Raw genomic sequence first — 15,101 nt, 5'->3', positions numbered from 1 at the left:
TAAATCACGGCACCGACAATCCGGCCGGGGCCCGAAAACGCCCCGGTCAGCTGGTCCAGAAGTCCCACCAGCGGGTCAGGACCAGCATGCCGATGATGCCGATGTGCAGCACGGGCATGACCCAGGTGAACTCGCCGAAGAAGCTCTTGAGCCAGTTCGGGGCGGGCAGGAAGCCCTTGCGGATGTTGAACGACGTCACGTACCAGAACATCAGGATCGTCGCGACCCAGGCGAGGGAGCACCACAGGCACAGCGCGTTGATCCGGTACAGGGACTGGAACATCAGCCAGGCGCAGAAGACGACGCCGAAGAGGCAGCCGGCGTTGAAGGTGAGCCAGTACCAGCGCGGGAAGCGGGCGCGGGCGAGCAGGGCCATGCCGACGCCGATGACGATGCCGTAGCAGACCAGGCCGAGCATCGGGTTCGGGAAACCGAAGACGGCGGCCTGCTTGCTCTCCATGACGCTGCCACAGGAGACGACCGGGTTGAGGCTGCAGCCGGGCGTGAACGTCTTGCCCTCGACCTTGGCCTCGAGGATCTTGAACTTGTCGATCGTGATGACCCAGGCCGCGAGCAGCCCGGCCGCACCGGTGATCACCAGGAGCAGGGCGAAGGCCCGGCTGCCGCCCTCGCGACGGGGCGCGATCTCGGCGCTCTCCGGTTCGGGCTCCGTGGAGACGTCCTTCACTGTCGTCTTGCTCATCCCGCCGATTCCGTCACTCGAGAGCCGGACTGCTTCGGTCAGGGCCATTGTGCCGCACGGGGACGTCTGTCCACCGTTCAGTGGACATAAGCATGTCCTCCCGGTCGTCCCCGAGGGTTCGGTTCCGGCCGACGCTCGTTCGCATGACAGCACAGGGGTACGACCTCGCGGTGAACGTGCGGGGGCTGCGCAAGCGCTACGGCGACGTGACCGCCGTCGACGGCATCGACCTGGGCATCCGGCGGGGCGAGGTGTTCGGGCTGCTCGGGCCCAACGGCGCGGGCAAGAGCACCACGGTGGAGATCCTCCAGGGCAACCGGAGCCGGGACGCCGGCGAGGTGTCCGTGCTCGGGTCGGATCCGGCGTCCGGCACGCGCGCGTGGCGTTCACGGGTCGGAATCGTCTGGCAGGACGAATCGGCACCTGCGGAGTTGACGGTCCGGGAGACGGTGCGGCACTTCGCCCGCTACTACCCCCGGCCGCGGAACCCGGAGGAGGTCATCGGCCTGGTCGGCCTGGAGGGGAAGGCGGACAGCCGGATCAAGGCGCTGTCGGGCGGCCAGCGCCGGCGCCTGGACGTGGCGCTGGGTGTGATCGGCGGTCCTGACCTGCTGCTCCTGGACGAGCCGACGACCGGGTTCGATCCGGCGGCCCGGCGGCAGTTCTGGTCGCTGATCCGCGCCCTGGCCGACGAGGGCACGACCATCCTGCTGACCACGCACTACCTGGAGGAGGCGCAGGCTCTCGCGCACCGGCTGGCCGTCGTCGCGAAGGGCCGGATCGTCGCCGAGGGCGAGCCGCAGGCGTTGCGGGAGCGGTACGGCGGTGAGGCGCTCGTCGAGTGGACGGAGCCGGACGGCGCCGCGCGCGTGGTGCGGACCGGGGCGCCGACGCGCACGGTCGCCGAGCTCATGCGCCGCTTCGGCGGCGAGATCCCGGGTCTGGCGGTGAGCCGGCCCACGCTGGAGGACGTCTACCTCCGGCTGACCGGACAGCAGCGGGAGGACACGCCATGACGACGACGGCCGTACGGGACCGCGGTGCGGTCGGCACGGGGCGGCTGCCCGGTGCCTGGGGGCTCGGTCTGCGGCGGGGCGCCCTGGAGATCAGGCAGTTCTTCCGCCAGCGCGACCAGGTGGTGTTCACCTTCGCCTTCCCGGTCGTGTTCCTGTTCCTGTTCGCGTCGATCTTCCGGGACGACGTGGAGGGCGCGGGCATCACCGCCTCGCAGCTGTACGTCCCGGCGATGATGGCCGCCGGCATCATGTCGACGAGTTTCCAGGCGCTCGGCATCTCCATCGCGGTCGAGCGGGAGGAGAAGGTGCTGCGCCGGCTGCGCGGCACGCCGATGCCGCCGACGGCGTACTTCCTCGGCAAGATCTGGCTGGTTCTGTTCACCGGCCTGCTGGAGACGCTGGTCCTGCTGCTCGTCGGCACGACCCTGTACGACGTCGACCTGCCGTCCGACGCGGGCCGCTGGTTCGACCTGGCGTGGATCTTCGTGCTCGGGATCACCGCGTGCGCGCTGCTCGGTATCGCCATCAGCTCGGTGCCGAACTCCGCGAACAGCGCGAGTTCCGTGGTCGTCCTGCCCTTCCTGGTACTGCAGTTCATCTCCGGCGTGTACATCGCCATCGGCACCATTCCGGACTGGATGCTGACGGTCGGGGCGCTGTTCCCGCTGAAGTGGATGTGCCAGGGGCTGCGGGGGGTGTTCCTGCCGGAGTCGGCGCAGGTGCTGGAGCAGGCGGGGAGCTGGGAGTTGGGACGCGTGGCTCTGGTGCTCGCCGCGTGGTGCGCCGGAGGATTGGTGCTGTGCCTGCTGACGTTCCGCTGGAAGGACCGGCGCACCGGATGAGCGATGCCGTGAGCGCATACCACTGGGAGCGCTCGTTCCGGCTCTGGGACACGTACTTCGTGCTGATCTGGGTCGCCACGGTGGCCTACGTGCTCGCCACGGAGCAGTCCGGCTGGCCGCTTCGCGCGGTCGCGGCGGCGCTGCTCGTCCCGCTCGTCCCGCTGTACGTGGTGGCCGGGCGGCGTCTGATCCGGGGCGACCCGCCCGACCAGAGGCGGGCGATCGGCTATCTGGCGGCGGCGCTGGCACTGTTCCTGCCGTCGGCCGTGCTCGCCGGTGAGACGCGGGTGCTGACCTTCGCGCTGATCCCGCAGTGCTTCATGACGCTGCGGCTACGGTCGTCGCTGGTGGCCGTGGCGGTGATCAACGTGGTGCCCGTGGTGGGCTGGGCACTGCTGTGGCGTCCCGCCACCCGGGACGTGGTCTTCAACGTGCTTTTCTGCCTGGTGACTCTGGTGTTCTCGGTGGCGATCGGCATCTGGACGATCCGGATCATCGAGCAGAGCCAGGAGCGGGCCGAGCTGATCGCGGAGCTGGACGCGAGCCGGCACGAGGTCGGCAGGCTGTCGGAGGCGCACGGGGCGCTGGCCGAGCGGGAGCGGCTGGCCCGGGAGATCCACGACACGCTCGCGCAGGGGTTCACCAGTCTGGTGATGCTGATCCAGGCGGTCGAGGCGGAGCTGGACCAGGACGTGGCCGAGGCGCGGCGGCACTTACGGCTGATGGACGCGACGGCCCGGCAGAACCTCGCCGAGGCCCGGGCCCTCGTCGCCGGGGGCGCGCCCGCCGACCTGGACGGCGCATCGCTGCCGGACGCCCTGGACCGGCTTGCCGCGCGCCACGACGCGACCCTGGCGGTCACCGGCCCGGTGCGTGTCCTGCCCGCGGGCCCCGAGGTGGTCGCCCTGCGCGCCTGCCAGGAGGCCCTGGCCAACGCCCGGAAGCACGCGGGGAGTTCGGCGGTGGTCGGAGTGACGCTGAGGTACGCCGACGACGTGCTCACCGTGTCCGTACGGGACGACGGGCCCGGGTTCGACCCGGCCGCCGTCCGGGGCGGATACGGTCTGGCGGGGCTGCGGGCCCGGGCCGTCGAGGTGGGCGGAACCGCCGAGGTGCGCAGCGCACCGGGGGACGGCACGGTCGTGACCGTCCGACTGCCGCTGGTGAGGAGGGGGACGCCGTGATCCGCATCATCCTGGCCGACGACCATCCCGTCGTACGGGAGGGGCTGCGGGCGATGCTCAGTGCCGAGTCCGACCTCGAGGTCGTCGCGGACGCGTCCAGCGGGCCGCAGGCCGAGGCCCTGGCGGCGGAGCTGCGGCCCGACATCGTGCTGATGGATCTGCGGATGCCGGGCGGCGGGGGTGTGGACTCGATCGTGCGGATGACGCGAGCGGGGCTGGAGTGCCGGGTGGTGGTGCTGACGACGTACGAGACGGACCGGGACATCCTGCGGGCCGTGGAGGCCGGGGCCGCGGGCTATCTGCTGAAGGACCTGCCGCGTGCGGAACTCGCGGAGGCCGTGCGAGCGGCGGCACGCGGCGAGACGGTGCTGGCGCCGTCCGTGGCGGCCCGGCTGGTCGACCGGCTGCGGACGAAGCCGGAGCGGCCACGGCTGTCGGAGCGGGAGACGGCCGTGCTGCGCCTGGTCGCCGAGGGCTGCACGAACGCGGAGATCGGCCGCCGTTTGTTCATCGGCGAGTCGACGGTGAAGACGTACCTGCTGCGCGTCTTCGGCAAGCTGGACGTGGACGACCGAACGGCGGCCGTCACGAGCGCGATGCGGTTCGGGCTGCTGGAGCAGTGAGGAAGGCGCCGGAAGCTGGAGCAGTGAGGAAAGGCGCCGGGAGGCCCGGCGCCTTCGCTCGCGGCTCAGCCGAGCCGTGCCTCCAGCTCGGCCACGATCTCGTTCACGCCCACCGCCGTCTGCTCGCCCGATTCCATGTCCTTGAGCTGGACGACGCCCTCGGCGAGGTCGCGTTCGCCGGCGACGACCGTGTAGCGGGCGCCGCTGCGGTTGGCGTTCTTCATCGCGCCCTTGAGGCCCTTGCCCCCGTAGGAGAAGTCCGCCGCGATGCCGTTCTTGCGCAGCTCCGTGACCTTGGCGAACAGGACCCGGCGGGCCTCCTCGCCGAGCGGGACGGCGAACACGCTGGTGGTGGCGGGGAGTTCGAGCTCGACGCCCTCCGCCTCCAGGGCGAGGACCGTGCGGTCGACGCCGAGGGCCCAGCCGACGGACGGCAGCGCGGGGCCGCCGATCATCTCGGACAGGCCGTCGTAGCGGCCACCGCCGCCCACCGCGGACTGCGAGCCGAGTCCGTCGTGGACGAACTCGAAGGTGGTGCGGGTGTAGTAGTCCAGGCCGCGGACCAGCTTCGGGTCGTCCTCGAAGGCCACCCCCGCCGCCGTGATCAGTTCGCGCACCTCCTCGTGGTACGCCTTGCACGCGTCGCAGAGGTAGTCGCGCAGCAGCGGGGCGTCCCCCAGCTGCTTCTGGACCGACTCGCGCTTGTCGTCCAGGACCCGCAGGGGGTTGATCTCCGCCCGGCGCAGGGTGTCCTCGTCCAGGTCCAGCCCGCGGAGGAAGTCCTGCAGTGCCGCCCGGTACACCGGGCGGCACTCCTGGTCGCCCAGGCTGTTGAGCAGGATCCGGAAGTTGCTCAGGCCCAGCGAGCGGTACGCCTGGTCGGCCAGGATGAGCAGCTCGGCATCGAGCGCCGGGTCCTCCGCGCCGATCGCCTCGGCCCCGACCTGGGAGAAGTGGCGGTAGCGGCCCTTCTGGGGACGCTCGTAGCGGTAGTACGAGCCGGAGTACCAGAGCTTGACCGGAAGGTTGCCCGCCTTGTGCAGGTTGGCCTCCAGTGCGGCCCGCAGGACGGAGGCCGTGCCTTCGGGGCGCAGGGCCAGCCTGTCGCCGCCCTTGGTCTCGAAGGCGTACATCTCCTTGGTCACGATGTCCGTCGACTCACCGACGCCGCGCGCGAAGAGCTCGACGCTCTCGAACCCGGGCGTCTCGATGTAGCCGTAGCCGGAGTTGCGCAGCGGCGCGGCGATGGCCTCGCGGACGGCGAGGTACTTCGCGCTGTCCGGCGGGATCAGGTCGTACGTGCCCTTGGGGGCCTTGAAGGTGCTCACGGAAGGTCTCGTCACATTCCTCGTCGGGGAGCGTCGGCAGCTCCCTGGCCGGCGGCCACCTGCCGCAGATACGGGTTGGTGGCGCGCTCCTGGCCGATGGTCGTCTGGGAGCCGTGGCCGGACAGCACCACGGTCGAGTCGTCGAGCGGCAGGCACACGCGGGCCAGCGAGTCGAGCATCTCGGCCATGTCACCGCCGGGCAGATCGGTGCGTCCGATGGAGCCGGCGAACAGCAGGTCGCCCGAGAACAGGATCGGCGGGATGTCCGCCGCCTCGGGCATGCCGAAGGTCACCGACCCCTTGGTATGGCCCGGGGCGTGGGCCACGGCCAGCTCCAGACCGGCCAGCTCCAGCTTCGCTCCGTCGGCCAGTTCCTTGACGTCGTCCGGCTCCCCCACGGTCAGCTCGCCGAGGAGCGGCATCCCGATGGAACGGCCGATCCCCTTCTCGGGGTCGCTCATCATGTACCGGTCGTCGGGGTGGATCCAGGCCGGCACGTCGTGCGCGCCGCACACCGGGACGACGGAGGCCACATGGTCGATGTGGCCGTGCGTGAGGACGACGGCGACGGGCTTGAGCCGATGCTTTCTGATCGCTTCCTCGACGCCGTCGGCGGCCTGATGGCCGGGGTCGATGATCACGCACTCCTCACCGGCGGCGGGGGCGACGAGGTAGCAGTTCGTCCCCCAGGCCCCGGCGGGGAACCCGGCAATGAGCACGATCGTCCTTCGTTGTGTCGATACGGGCGGCTGCGGCTGTCCACAGAGCCTACCGGCGCTGCCGATTCCTCAGCGAACCCATATACGGTACGGGGCACACGCGGCGGTCGGCGCACAGGACCCACGCGTACCGGTCGACGTCCAAGACGCATGAGGAGAGAACCCGGTGGTCAGCCAGGAACAGCGGCGGCGTCAGCTCGCCCGTGAGAAGTACTTGCGGCAGCAGCAGCGACGCACTGAGACGCGACGCAAGGCCCGCATCCGCAACTCCGTGATCGCCTCGGTCCTCGGCGTGGTCGTGGTGCTCTCGGTGACGGTCTTCCTGACCAAGCCGTTCGAGGACGACGGCAAGAAGGAGAACGCGAACGCGGAGGTCACCCCGAGCGCCTCGCCCAGCAAGGCCCCGGACCCGTGCGAGAAGCCCGCCGCGGGCAAGGTCAAGTCGGAGACCTGGAAGAAGGAACCGGCGATGACCATCGACAAGTCGGCGAAGTACACGATGAAGATGGACACGACCTGCGGCGAGATAGACATCGACCTGAAGGCGTCGGCGGCACCGCACACCGTCAACTCGTTCAACTTCCTCGCCGGGAAGGGCTACTTCGACCACAGCAAGTGCCACCGGCTCACCAGCCAGGGCATCTACGTCCTCCAGTGCGGTGACCCGCAGGGCACCGGCATGGGCGGACCGGGCTACACGATCCCCGACGAGAACCTGAAGGACAAGAGCCTCAAGGGCGGGGTGTACCCGGCGGGCACGGTCGCGATGGCGAACCAGTACAGCCCGCAGACGAAGAAGGGCCGGAACAGCGGTGGCAGCCAGTTCTTCCTGGTCTACCAGGACAGCCAGCTGCCGCCCGACTACACACCGTTCGGTACCGTGTCCGAGGCGGGCATGAAGGTCCTGAAGAAGATCGCCGACGCCGGAGCGGCGGCCCCCGACCCCCAGACGGGTAACACGGCACCCAACGCGACGGTCGTGATCAACAAGGCCACGATCAGCGAATCCTGAGCCCCAACTGCGAAATTTCGGTCGCGCGGGATGCGGACACGCCCCCCGCCGGTCGCCTATGTTGGCCGTGACGAAACTGTGGACGATGCCCGGGGGCGCTGAGGCCCCTCGCAGGCATCATGTGGAGGAGGCGCTGTGAGCAGCGACCCGTGGGGCCGCGTCGACGAGACGGGGACCGTGTACGTGCGTACGGCCGACGGCGAGCAGGTCGTCGGTTCCTGGCAGGCAGGCTCCCCTGAGGAGGCGCTGGCCTATTTCGAGCGCAAGTACGAGGGCCTGGTTGTCGAGATCGGCCTCCTCGAGAAGCGAGTGAAGACCACCGACCTGTCGGCGAAGGACGCCCAGGCCGCGATCGACCACATCCGGGAGCAGGTCGACGCGCACCACGTGGTGGGTGACCTGGATGCCCTGCGGGTCCGGTTGGACAAGCTCGTCGAGCAGGTGGAAGCGCGCCGTGAGGAGCGCAAGGCGCAGCGGGCGAGGCAGTCCGACGAGGCGCGCAAGGCCAAGGAGACGCTGGTCGCCGAGGCGGAGGAGCTGTCGCAGTCCGACCAGTGGCGCGCGGCCGGTGAGCGGCTGCGGGCCCTGGTGGACACCTGGAAGGGCCTGCCGCGGCTGGACCGCAAGTCCGACGACGAGCTGTGGCACCGGTTCTCGCACGCCCGGTCGGCGTTCTCCAAGCGGCGCAAGCAGCACTTCGCGCAGCTGGACGCGCAGCGCGAGGAGGCGCGGCGGACCAAGGAGCGGCTGGTCTCCGAGGCCGAGGCGCTGTCGAACTCCACAGAGTGGGGTGCGACGGCCGCGCGCTACCGCGAGCTGATGGCCGAGTGGAAGGCCGCCGGCCGGGCGCAGCGCGAGCACGAGGACGACCTGTGGAACCGCTTCCGCGGCGCCCAGGACGTCTTCTTCGCGGCCCGCAGCTCGGTCTTCGCCGAGCGGGACGCCGAGCAGTCGGAGAACCTGAAGCTCAAGGAGGAGCTGGCCGAGGAGGCCGAGAAGCTTCTGCCGATCACGGACCTGAAGGCGGCCCGGGCCGCCTTCCGCAACGTGAACGAGCGCTGGGAGGCCATCGGCCACGTGCCGCGCGACGCCCGGCCGAAGGTCGAGGGCCGTATGCACGCCGTCGAGCGGGCCATCCAGGAGGCCGAGGAGGCCGAGTGGCGCCGGACGAACCCGGAGGCACGCGCGCGTGCCGAGGGCCTGACCGGTCAGCTCCAGGCCGCCGTGGACAAGCTGAGGGGTCAGATCGAGCAGGCCCGGGCGCAGGGCAACAGCGCCAGGGCCGACAAGCTCGAGCGTGAGCTCGAGGGCCGCCAGGCGCTGCTCGACCAGGCGCTGAAGGGTCTCCAGGAGTTCGGAGGCTGACCTGTTCACCGAAAGAGGGCCTCCGTACCGGACGGGGGCCCTCTTTCGCGTGGTCGGTGTGGCTGGTCAGGTCCTGTTGCGCGCGGATGTCACCCGGTACACGTCGTAGACGCCCTCCACGCCCCGGACCGCCTTCAGCACGTGCCCGAGGTGCTTCGGGTCGCCCATCTCGAAGGTGAACCGGGAGGTGGCGACGCGGTCGCGGGAGGTCTGGACGGCCGCGGACAGGATGTTGACGTGCTGGTCGGACAGCACGCGGGTGACGTCGGAGAGCAGCCGGGAGCGGTCCAGGGCCTCGACCTGGATGGCGACCAGGAAGACCGAGGACTGGGTGGGAGCCCACTCGACTTCCAGGATGCGCTCGGGCTCGCGGGACAGTGACTCCACGTTCACGCAGTCATGGCGGTGAACCGATACGCCGCTGCCGCGGGTGACGAAGCCGATGATGGGGTCGCCCGGGACGGGGGTGCAGCAGCGGGCCAGCTTGACCCACACGTCCTCGACACCCTTGACGACGACGCCCGGGTCGGCGCTGGAGCGGCGCTTGCGGCTGCGGCCGCGGGCCGGCGGGACCGACTCGTCGATCTCCTCGGTGGCGGCCTCCTCGCCGCCGAGGGCCTGGACCAGCTTCTGCACGATGTTCTGCGCGGAGACATGGCCCTCGCCGATCGCCGCGTACAGCGCGGAGATGTCGGCGTAGCGCATCTCGTGCGCGAGGGTGACCAGGGAGTCGCCGGTCAGGATGCGCTGGATCGGCAGGTTCTGCTTGCGCATCGCGCGGACGATGGCGTCCTTGCCCTGCTCGATCGCCTCGTCGCGGCGTTCCTTGGAGAACCAGGCCCGGATCTTGTTGCGGGCACGGGGCGACTTGACGAAGCCGAGCCAGTCGCGGGAGGGGCCGGCGCCGGGTGCCTTGGAGGTGAAGACCTCGACCAGGTCGCCGTTGTCGAGGGTCGATTCGAGCGGGACCAGCCGGCCGTTGACCCGGGCGCCGATGGTGCGGTGGCCGACCTCGGTGTGCACGGCGTACGCGAAGTCGACGGGGGTGGCTCCGGCCGGCAGCGCTATGACGTCGCCCTTCGGGGTGAAGACGAAGACCTCGTTGCGCGACAGGTCGAAGCGCAGCGACTCCAGGAACTCCCCGGGGTCCTCCGTCTCCTTCTGCCAGTCCAGCAGCTGGCGCAGCCAGGCCATGTCGTTGAGGTGGTCGTCCTTGCTCTTGCCGGACGACTTGGGCGCGTCGGTACGCACCTTGGAGGCGCCGGCGACGGCCTCCTGCTTGTACTTCCAGTGCGCGGCGATGCCGTACTCGGCGCGGCGGTGCATGTCGAAGGTGCGGATCTGCAGCTCGACGGGCTTGCCGCCGGGGCCGATGACCGTCGTGTGCAGCGACTGGTACATGTTGAACTTGGGCATCGCGATGTAGTCCTTGAACCGGCCGGGGACCGGGTTCCATCGCGCGTGCACGGTGCCGAGGGCCGCGTAGCAGTCGCGGACGGTGTCCACGAGGACGCGGATGCCCACCAGGTCGTAGATCTCCGCGAAGTCCCGGCCGCGGACGATCATCTTCTGGTAGACGCTGTAGTAGTGCTTGGGGCGGCCGGTGACGGTCGCCTTGATGCGGGCCGCCCGCAGATCCTGCTGGACCTCGTCGGTGACGATGGCCAGGTACTCGTCACGCTTCGGTGCCCGCTCGGCCACCAGCCGGACGATCTCGTCGTACATCTTGGGGTAGAGGATCGCGAAGGCGAGGTCCTCCAGCTCCCACTTGATGGTGTTCATGCCCAGGCGGTGGGCGAGCGGCGCGTAGATCTCCAGGGTCTCGCGCGCCTTCTTCTCCTGCTTCTCACGCTTGAGGTAGCGCATGGTGCGCATGTTGTGCAGGCGGTCGGCGAGCTTGATGACCAGGACGCGCGGGTCCTTGGCCATGGCGACGACCATCTTGCGCACGGTCTCGGCCTGGGCGGCCTCACCGAACTTGACCTTGTCGAGCTTGGTGACGCCGTCGACGAGCAGGGTGACGACGTCGCCGAAGTCGCGGCGCAGGTCGTCCAAGCCGTACTCGGTGTCCTCGACCGTGTCGTGCAGCAGTCCGGCCATCAGCGTGGCCGGATCCATACCGAGCTCGGCGAGGATCGTCGTCACGGCGAGGGGGTGCGTGATGTACGGGTCGCCGCTCTTGCGCTTCTGGCCGCGGTGCCAGCGCTCGGCGACCTGGTAGGCGCGCTCGATCTGGCGGAGCGTCGCCGTCTCGATCTTCGGGTCGTTGCTGCGCACTATGCGCAGCAGCGGCTCCAGCACCGGGTTGTAGGGGTTCGCGCGCTGGACGCCGAGACGGGCGAGGCGGGCGCGGACACGGTTGGAGGAGCCGGTGCGGGCGGGCTGACCGGTGGTCTGGCGCACGGCGGGCGGGACGGGCTTGGGGCGCGACTGCTCGGCGGGCTTGTCGACCGGCGCCGACTGGGCGTGCTCGACCGGCCCGCGGGTGTCGTTCTTCGCGTGCGGCGCGTTCGGCGCGGGCTTGGCCGCGGCTGCCGAGGCGGACTCGGGCTTGGCGGCGGTCAGGTGCTGGGCCTCGTCTGGCAAGAGGGCTCCTCGTGCGCGTTCCGGGTCCCCCGGTCAGGCTCCGGAGACCCCATGGTAGCGATCCTGAGCTCCGGGATCGCCTTCAGGCCAATGTGAGGCCCGTCTACCCGGGAAACGCGAGAGGCGGGCACCGGATTCCTCCGGGCCCGCCTCCGCGGGGTCGTGCCGGTGTCCACCGGGCTGCCGTGGGCCTTCTAGACCGTGAGCAGTGCCTCCAGCGGGGCTCCGCCGAGCGCCGGTTCCAGGCGGGTGCGGCCGTTCAGGAAACCGAGTTCCATGAGGACGGCGAGGCCCGCGACCTCGGCGCCGGCCCGGCGGATGAGCTGGACCGAGGCCTCGGCGGTGCCGCCGGTGGCGAGGACGTCGTCGACGATCAGGACGCGGTCCTCTCCGGTCAGGTCCTCGGCGTGGATCTCGATCTCCGCCGAGCCGTACTCCAGGTCGTAGGCCTGGGCGAGGGTGGCTCCGGGGAGCTTGCCCGCCTTGCGCACGGGGACGAAGCCGAGACCGGCGCGGACGGCGACCGGGGCGCCGAGGATGAAGCCGCGGGCCTCCAGGCCGACGACCTTGGTGGCACCGCTGCGCTCGGCGATCTCGGCGAGGGCGTCGGTGAGCGCGGTGAACGCCGCCGGGTCCGCCAGGAGCGGGGTGATGTCCTTGAACATCACGCCCGGCTCCGGGTAGTCCGCCACGTCCCTGATGCGGCTGAGCAGCAGGTCCCTGATCTCGGTCATCGGCGCTTCCCCGAGGGACGGCCGCGGCCGCGGCTGCGGGACGCGGGCTGGTTGCGAGGGCCGACGACCGCGGGTGCGGCGTCCGCGGGCTCCTCGGCGTACAGCTCCTCGGCCGCTCCCGTCTGCGTTTCGCCCTTCTGGGCCCGCTTGGCCAGGACGCGCTTCTTCAGGGCCTTCATCTGCGGCTCGCGCTCCTTGAGGTCGGCGACGAGCGGCGTGGCGATGAAGATCGAGGAGTACGCACCGGCGGCGAGGCCGACGAACAGCGACAGCGAGATGTCGTTCAGCATGCCGGCGCCGAGCACGCCGCCACCGATGAACAGCAGGCCGCCGACCGGCAGCAGTGCGACCACCGTGGTGTTGATGGAGCGGACGAGGGTGCTGTTGATCGAGCGGTTGGCGACGTCGCTGTAGGTCCAGCGGGTCTGCTTGGTGATGTCCTTGGTCTGTTCCTTGAGGCTGTCGAAGACCACGACCGTGTCGTAGAGCGAGTAGCCGAGGATGGTCAGCAGACCGATCACCGTGCCCGGTGTGACCTCGAAGCCGACGAGGGCGTAGATGCCGACCGTGATGGTGATGTCGTGGATCAGCGCGACGAACGCGGCGAGCGCCATGCGCCACTCGAAGGCGATCGCCAGGTAGATCACCACGAGGATCAGGAAGATCCCGAGGCCCTGCCAGGCCTTGTTGGCGATCTGCTCACCCCAGCTGGGGCCGACCAGCTCCGCGTTGATCTGCTCCGAGTCGATCTTGAGGTCGTCGGCGAGCGTGTTCTTGATCTTGTTCGCCGCGTCGGTGTCGATGCCGGCGACCTGGATGCGCATGCTGCCGTCGCCGAGCTTCTGGACGATCGCGTCGTGGCCGGAGGCCGTCTCCGCGTACTCCTCCGCCTGGGACACCGAGGCGCTGGTGTTCTTCGGGGTGTTGAAGACGGCACCGCCCTGGAACTCGATGCCCATGTTCAGGCCGCGGACCGTCAGGCCGACGATGGCCGTGATGGTGATCAGGATCGACAGGCCGTACCAGATCTTGCGGTTCTTGACGAAGTCGTAGCCGATTTCGCCGCGGTGCAACCGGGCGCCGATGTTGCCGAGCTTCGACATCTCACGCCTCCTTCGTCTCGACGGGGGCGGAGGGACGGCGGGTGCGGCGCAGCGGCGGCTGCGCACCCAGGCTCTTCGGGTCGAGGCCGGACCACTTGTGGCCGTTCGCGAAGAACCGGCGGCGGGCCATCAGCGTCAGCAGCGGCTTGGTGAAGAGGAACACGACGACCACGTCGAGCAGGGTGGTCAGGCCGAGCGTGAACGCGAAGCCCTGGACCTTGCCGACGGTGACGAGGAACAGCACCGCGGCGGCGAGGAACGACACGAAGTCGGAGACCAGGATGGTGCGCCGGGCGCGCGGCCAGGCCCGCTCGACGGCGGGGCGCAGGGTGCGGCCCTCCCGGATCTCGTCGCGGACGCGTTCGAAGTACACGATGAACGAGTCCGCTGTGATGCCGATCGCGACGATGGCGCCGCACACCGCCGGCAGGTTCAGCGCGAAACCGATGGTCGGGCCGAGCAGGGCCATGAGCGTGTAGGTGAGGGCGGCGGAGACCAGCAGCGAGAGGATGGCGATGAACGCCAGGCCGCGGTAGTAGGCCAGCAGGTAGACGACGACCAGCGCGAGACCGATCGCACCGGCGATCAGCCCGGCCTGCAGTTGGTCACCGCCCAGCGCGGCGGTCACGGTCGTCATGCTGTCCACCTTGAAGGTCAGTGGCAGCGCACCGTACTTCAGCATGTTCGCGAGTTCCTGCGCGGACTGCTGGTTGAAGTTGCCGGAGATCTCCGCGTTGCCGCCGGTCAGAGCCTGGCGGACGAACGGGTCGGAGACGACGTCACCGTCCAGGACGATCGCGAACTGGTTCTGCGGGGACTGGTTCTGCGCCAGCTTGCCGGTGATGTCGGCGAACTTCTTGGCTCCCCCGTCCGTGAAGTCCATCTGGACCGTCCAGCCCGCACCGCTCTGGGTGTTCAGGCTGGCCTGCGCCTTGTCGACGTCGGTGCCGTCGACCTCGGCGGGGCCGAGAACGTACTTCTGCCACTGGCCCTGCGAGTTCTTGCCGCAGGCCAGGGTCGGCTCGGAAGCCTTCGAGCCGTCGCCGACCTTGCCGCGGGTCTTCTCGTTGGTGCAGTCGAGTGCGGCGTACTGCGCCTGGAGCTTCTTCGCGTCTTCTTCGGCGGTGCCACCGGAGGCGGACGGAGAGGGGCTGGCCTTCGCCTTGTCCGAGGCGCCGGCGGACGGCGTCGCGTCGGCCTTCAGCGCGTCCGTGACGGCGCGGCCCTGCGTGGTCGGGCTCGCGGACGGGGACGCCGAGTCCTTGTCGGTGGCCTCGGGCTTGTCGGTGGCCTTGCCCGACGGCTTGCCCGAAGGGCTGCCGGTGGGGCTCGGGGACGGGCTGGTCTTGCCCTTGCCGCCGGAGACCTCGGTGGCGAGGACCGGGCGGAAGTAGAGCTTGGCGGTGGTGCCTACCTGCTTACGGGCCTGCTCGGAGTTCGTGCCCTTGGGGATGTTGACGACGATGTTGTCGCGACCCTGGGTCTGCACCTCGGACTCGGAAACGCCCAGACCGTTGACACGGCGCTCCATGATGGAGACGGCGGTGTCCATGTTGGTCTTGTTGATCGCCGACTCGTTGCCGGCCTCGGGAACCGCACGGAGCGTGATGCTCGTACCGCCGGCGAGGTCGATGCCGAGACGCGGTTTCGTGTGTCCCGAGGCGAACATCCCACCGGTGAGCGCCGCGATGGCGATCAGGATCAGGGCCAGCGAGCGCCACGGCTTGCTCTGGGCGCTCGCGTTCCTGCCCTTTTTAGGTGTGGCCACCTTCTCGTACTCCCTCTCGGGCCGCCTCGCTCCGGATCGGCGGACGGGCGGCCATGACATGGTGTCGGGACTCCGTGCGAGCTGGGCGTGGTCCGGGGTGCGCGGGCACCGCCCGCGC

At 70.0% G+C, this 15,101-nt stretch carries 13 protein-coding genes; 6 read left to right on the top strand and 7 right to left on the bottom strand.

All coding sequences use genetic code 11. From position 1 onward, the window contains the following. Window positions 1-46: 46 nt before the first annotated feature. A complete protein-coding gene (locus ABZ016_RS41920) occupies window positions 47-703 on the bottom strand; it encodes a vitamin K epoxide reductase family protein (RefSeq protein WP_356922051.1) in 657 nt (218 codons plus the stop codon). A 143-nt stretch (window positions 704-846) separates the two neighbouring features. Here ABZ016_RS41920 and ABZ016_RS41915 point away from each other — a divergent pair, with 143 nt between their 5' ends. From ABZ016_RS41915 to ABZ016_RS41900, 4 genes are read left to right on the top strand one after another with little or no spacing between them, the layout of a single operon-like run. After that, window positions 847-1,719 (top strand): ABC transporter ATP-binding protein, encoded by an 873-nt coding sequence (locus ABZ016_RS41915; protein ID WP_356922050.1) that lies wholly within the window; start codon window positions 847-849, stop codon window positions 1,717-1,719. Then, a complete protein-coding gene (locus ABZ016_RS41910) occupies window positions 1,716-2,561 on the top strand; it encodes an ABC transporter permease (RefSeq protein ID WP_356922049.1) in 846 nt (281 codons plus the stop codon). The genes ABZ016_RS41915 and ABZ016_RS41910 overlap by 4 nt, the downstream gene beginning before the upstream one ends. Then, complete coding sequence (locus ABZ016_RS41905; RefSeq protein WP_356922048.1) at window positions 2,558-3,745, top strand: sensor histidine kinase; 1,188 nt, start codon at window positions 2,558-2,560, stop codon at window positions 3,743-3,745. The genes ABZ016_RS41910 and ABZ016_RS41905 overlap by 4 nt, the downstream gene beginning before the upstream one ends. Beyond that, window positions 3,742-4,368 (top strand): response regulator transcription factor, encoded by a 627-nt coding sequence (locus ABZ016_RS41900; RefSeq protein WP_356922047.1) that lies wholly within the window; start codon window positions 3,742-3,744, stop codon window positions 4,366-4,368. The genes ABZ016_RS41905 and ABZ016_RS41900 overlap by 4 nt, the downstream gene beginning before the upstream one ends. A 65-nt stretch (window positions 4,369-4,433) precedes the next feature. Here the strand turns inward: ABZ016_RS41900 and hisS are convergent, their stop codons facing one another. Both hisS and ABZ016_RS41890 read right to left on the bottom strand, forming a co-directional pair. After that, a complete protein-coding gene (hisS, locus tag ABZ016_RS41895) occupies window positions 4,434-5,696 on the bottom strand; it encodes a histidine--tRNA ligase (protein ID WP_356922046.1) in 1,263 nt (420 codons plus the stop codon). An 11-nt stretch (window positions 5,697-5,707) separates the two neighbouring features. Further along, window positions 5,708-6,415 (bottom strand): MBL fold metallo-hydrolase, encoded by a 708-nt coding sequence (locus tag ABZ016_RS41890; protein WP_356922045.1) that lies wholly within the window; start codon window positions 6,413-6,415, stop codon window positions 5,708-5,710. A gap of 166 nt (window positions 6,416-6,581) precedes the next feature. Here ABZ016_RS41890 and ABZ016_RS41885 point away from each other — a divergent pair, with 166 nt between their 5' ends. Both ABZ016_RS41885 and ABZ016_RS41880 read left to right on the top strand, forming a co-directional pair. Next, window positions 6,582-7,427: a peptidylprolyl isomerase gene (locus tag ABZ016_RS41885; RefSeq protein WP_356922044.1), complete on the top strand. Its 846-nt coding sequence runs from the start codon at window positions 6,582-6,584 to the stop codon at window positions 7,425-7,427. 135 nt (window positions 7,428-7,562) lie between these two features. Then, complete coding sequence (locus ABZ016_RS41880; RefSeq protein ID WP_356922043.1) at window positions 7,563-8,792, top strand: DUF349 domain-containing protein; 1,230 nt, start codon at window positions 7,563-7,565, stop codon at window positions 8,790-8,792. 66 nt (window positions 8,793-8,858) lie between these two features. Here the strand turns inward: ABZ016_RS41880 and relA are convergent, their stop codons facing one another. The 4 genes from relA to secD form a co-directional block, all read right to left on the bottom strand. Further along, complete coding sequence (relA, locus tag ABZ016_RS41875; protein WP_356922042.1) at window positions 8,859-11,378, bottom strand: GTP pyrophosphokinase; 2,520 nt, start codon at window positions 11,376-11,378, stop codon at window positions 8,859-8,861. Window positions 11,379-11,572: 194 nt separating this feature from the next. Further along, window positions 11,573-12,112, bottom strand: coding sequence for an adenine phosphoribosyltransferase (locus ABZ016_RS41870; protein ID WP_356922041.1), 540 nt, complete (start codon window positions 12,110-12,112; stop codon window positions 11,573-11,575). Next, window positions 12,109-13,215 (bottom strand): protein translocase subunit SecF, encoded by a 1,107-nt coding sequence (gene secF / locus ABZ016_RS41865; RefSeq protein WP_356922040.1) that lies wholly within the window; start codon window positions 13,213-13,215, stop codon window positions 12,109-12,111. The genes ABZ016_RS41870 and secF overlap by 4 nt, the downstream gene beginning before the upstream one ends. Before the next feature lies 1 nt (window position 13,216). After that, window positions 13,217-14,983, bottom strand: coding sequence for a protein translocase subunit SecD (gene secD, locus ABZ016_RS41860; RefSeq protein ID WP_356922064.1), 1,767 nt, complete (start codon window positions 14,981-14,983; stop codon window positions 13,217-13,219). Between the last annotated feature and the right edge of the window lie 118 nt (window positions 14,984-15,101).

This window comes from Streptomyces sp. NPDC006372, assembly GCF_040612515.1.
Classification (GTDB): domain Bacteria; phylum Actinomycetota; class Actinomycetes; order Streptomycetales; family Streptomycetaceae; genus Streptomyces.
The sequence above is the reverse complement of the archived record's forward strand: the minus strand, read 5'-3'. Positions and strand labels throughout refer to the sequence as shown.

What these genes read in the sequence shown, in the direction of transcription:
- ABZ016_RS41870 (WP_356922041.1), bottom strand. Translation starts at nt 12,112, where the DNA reads ATGACCGAGATCAGGGACCTGCTGCTCAGCCGCATCAGGGACGTGGCG.
- ABZ016_RS41920 (WP_356922051.1), bottom strand. Translation starts at nt 703, where the DNA reads ATGAGCAAGACGACAGTGAAGGACGTCTCCACGGAGCCCGAACCGGAG.
- ABZ016_RS41905 (WP_356922048.1), top strand. Translation starts at nt 2,558, where the DNA reads ATGAGCGATGCCGTGAGCGCATACCACTGGGAGCGCTCGTTCCGGCTC.
- secF (WP_356922040.1), bottom strand. Translation starts at nt 13,215, where the DNA reads ATGTCGAAGCTCGGCAACATCGGCGCCCGGTTGCACCGCGGCGAAATC.
- ABZ016_RS41910 (WP_356922049.1), top strand. Translation starts at nt 1,716, where the DNA reads ATGACGACGACGGCCGTACGGGACCGCGGTGCGGTCGGCACGGGGCGG.
- ABZ016_RS41915 (WP_356922050.1), top strand. Translation starts at nt 847, where the DNA reads ATGACAGCACAGGGGTACGACCTCGCGGTGAACGTGCGGGGGCTGCGC.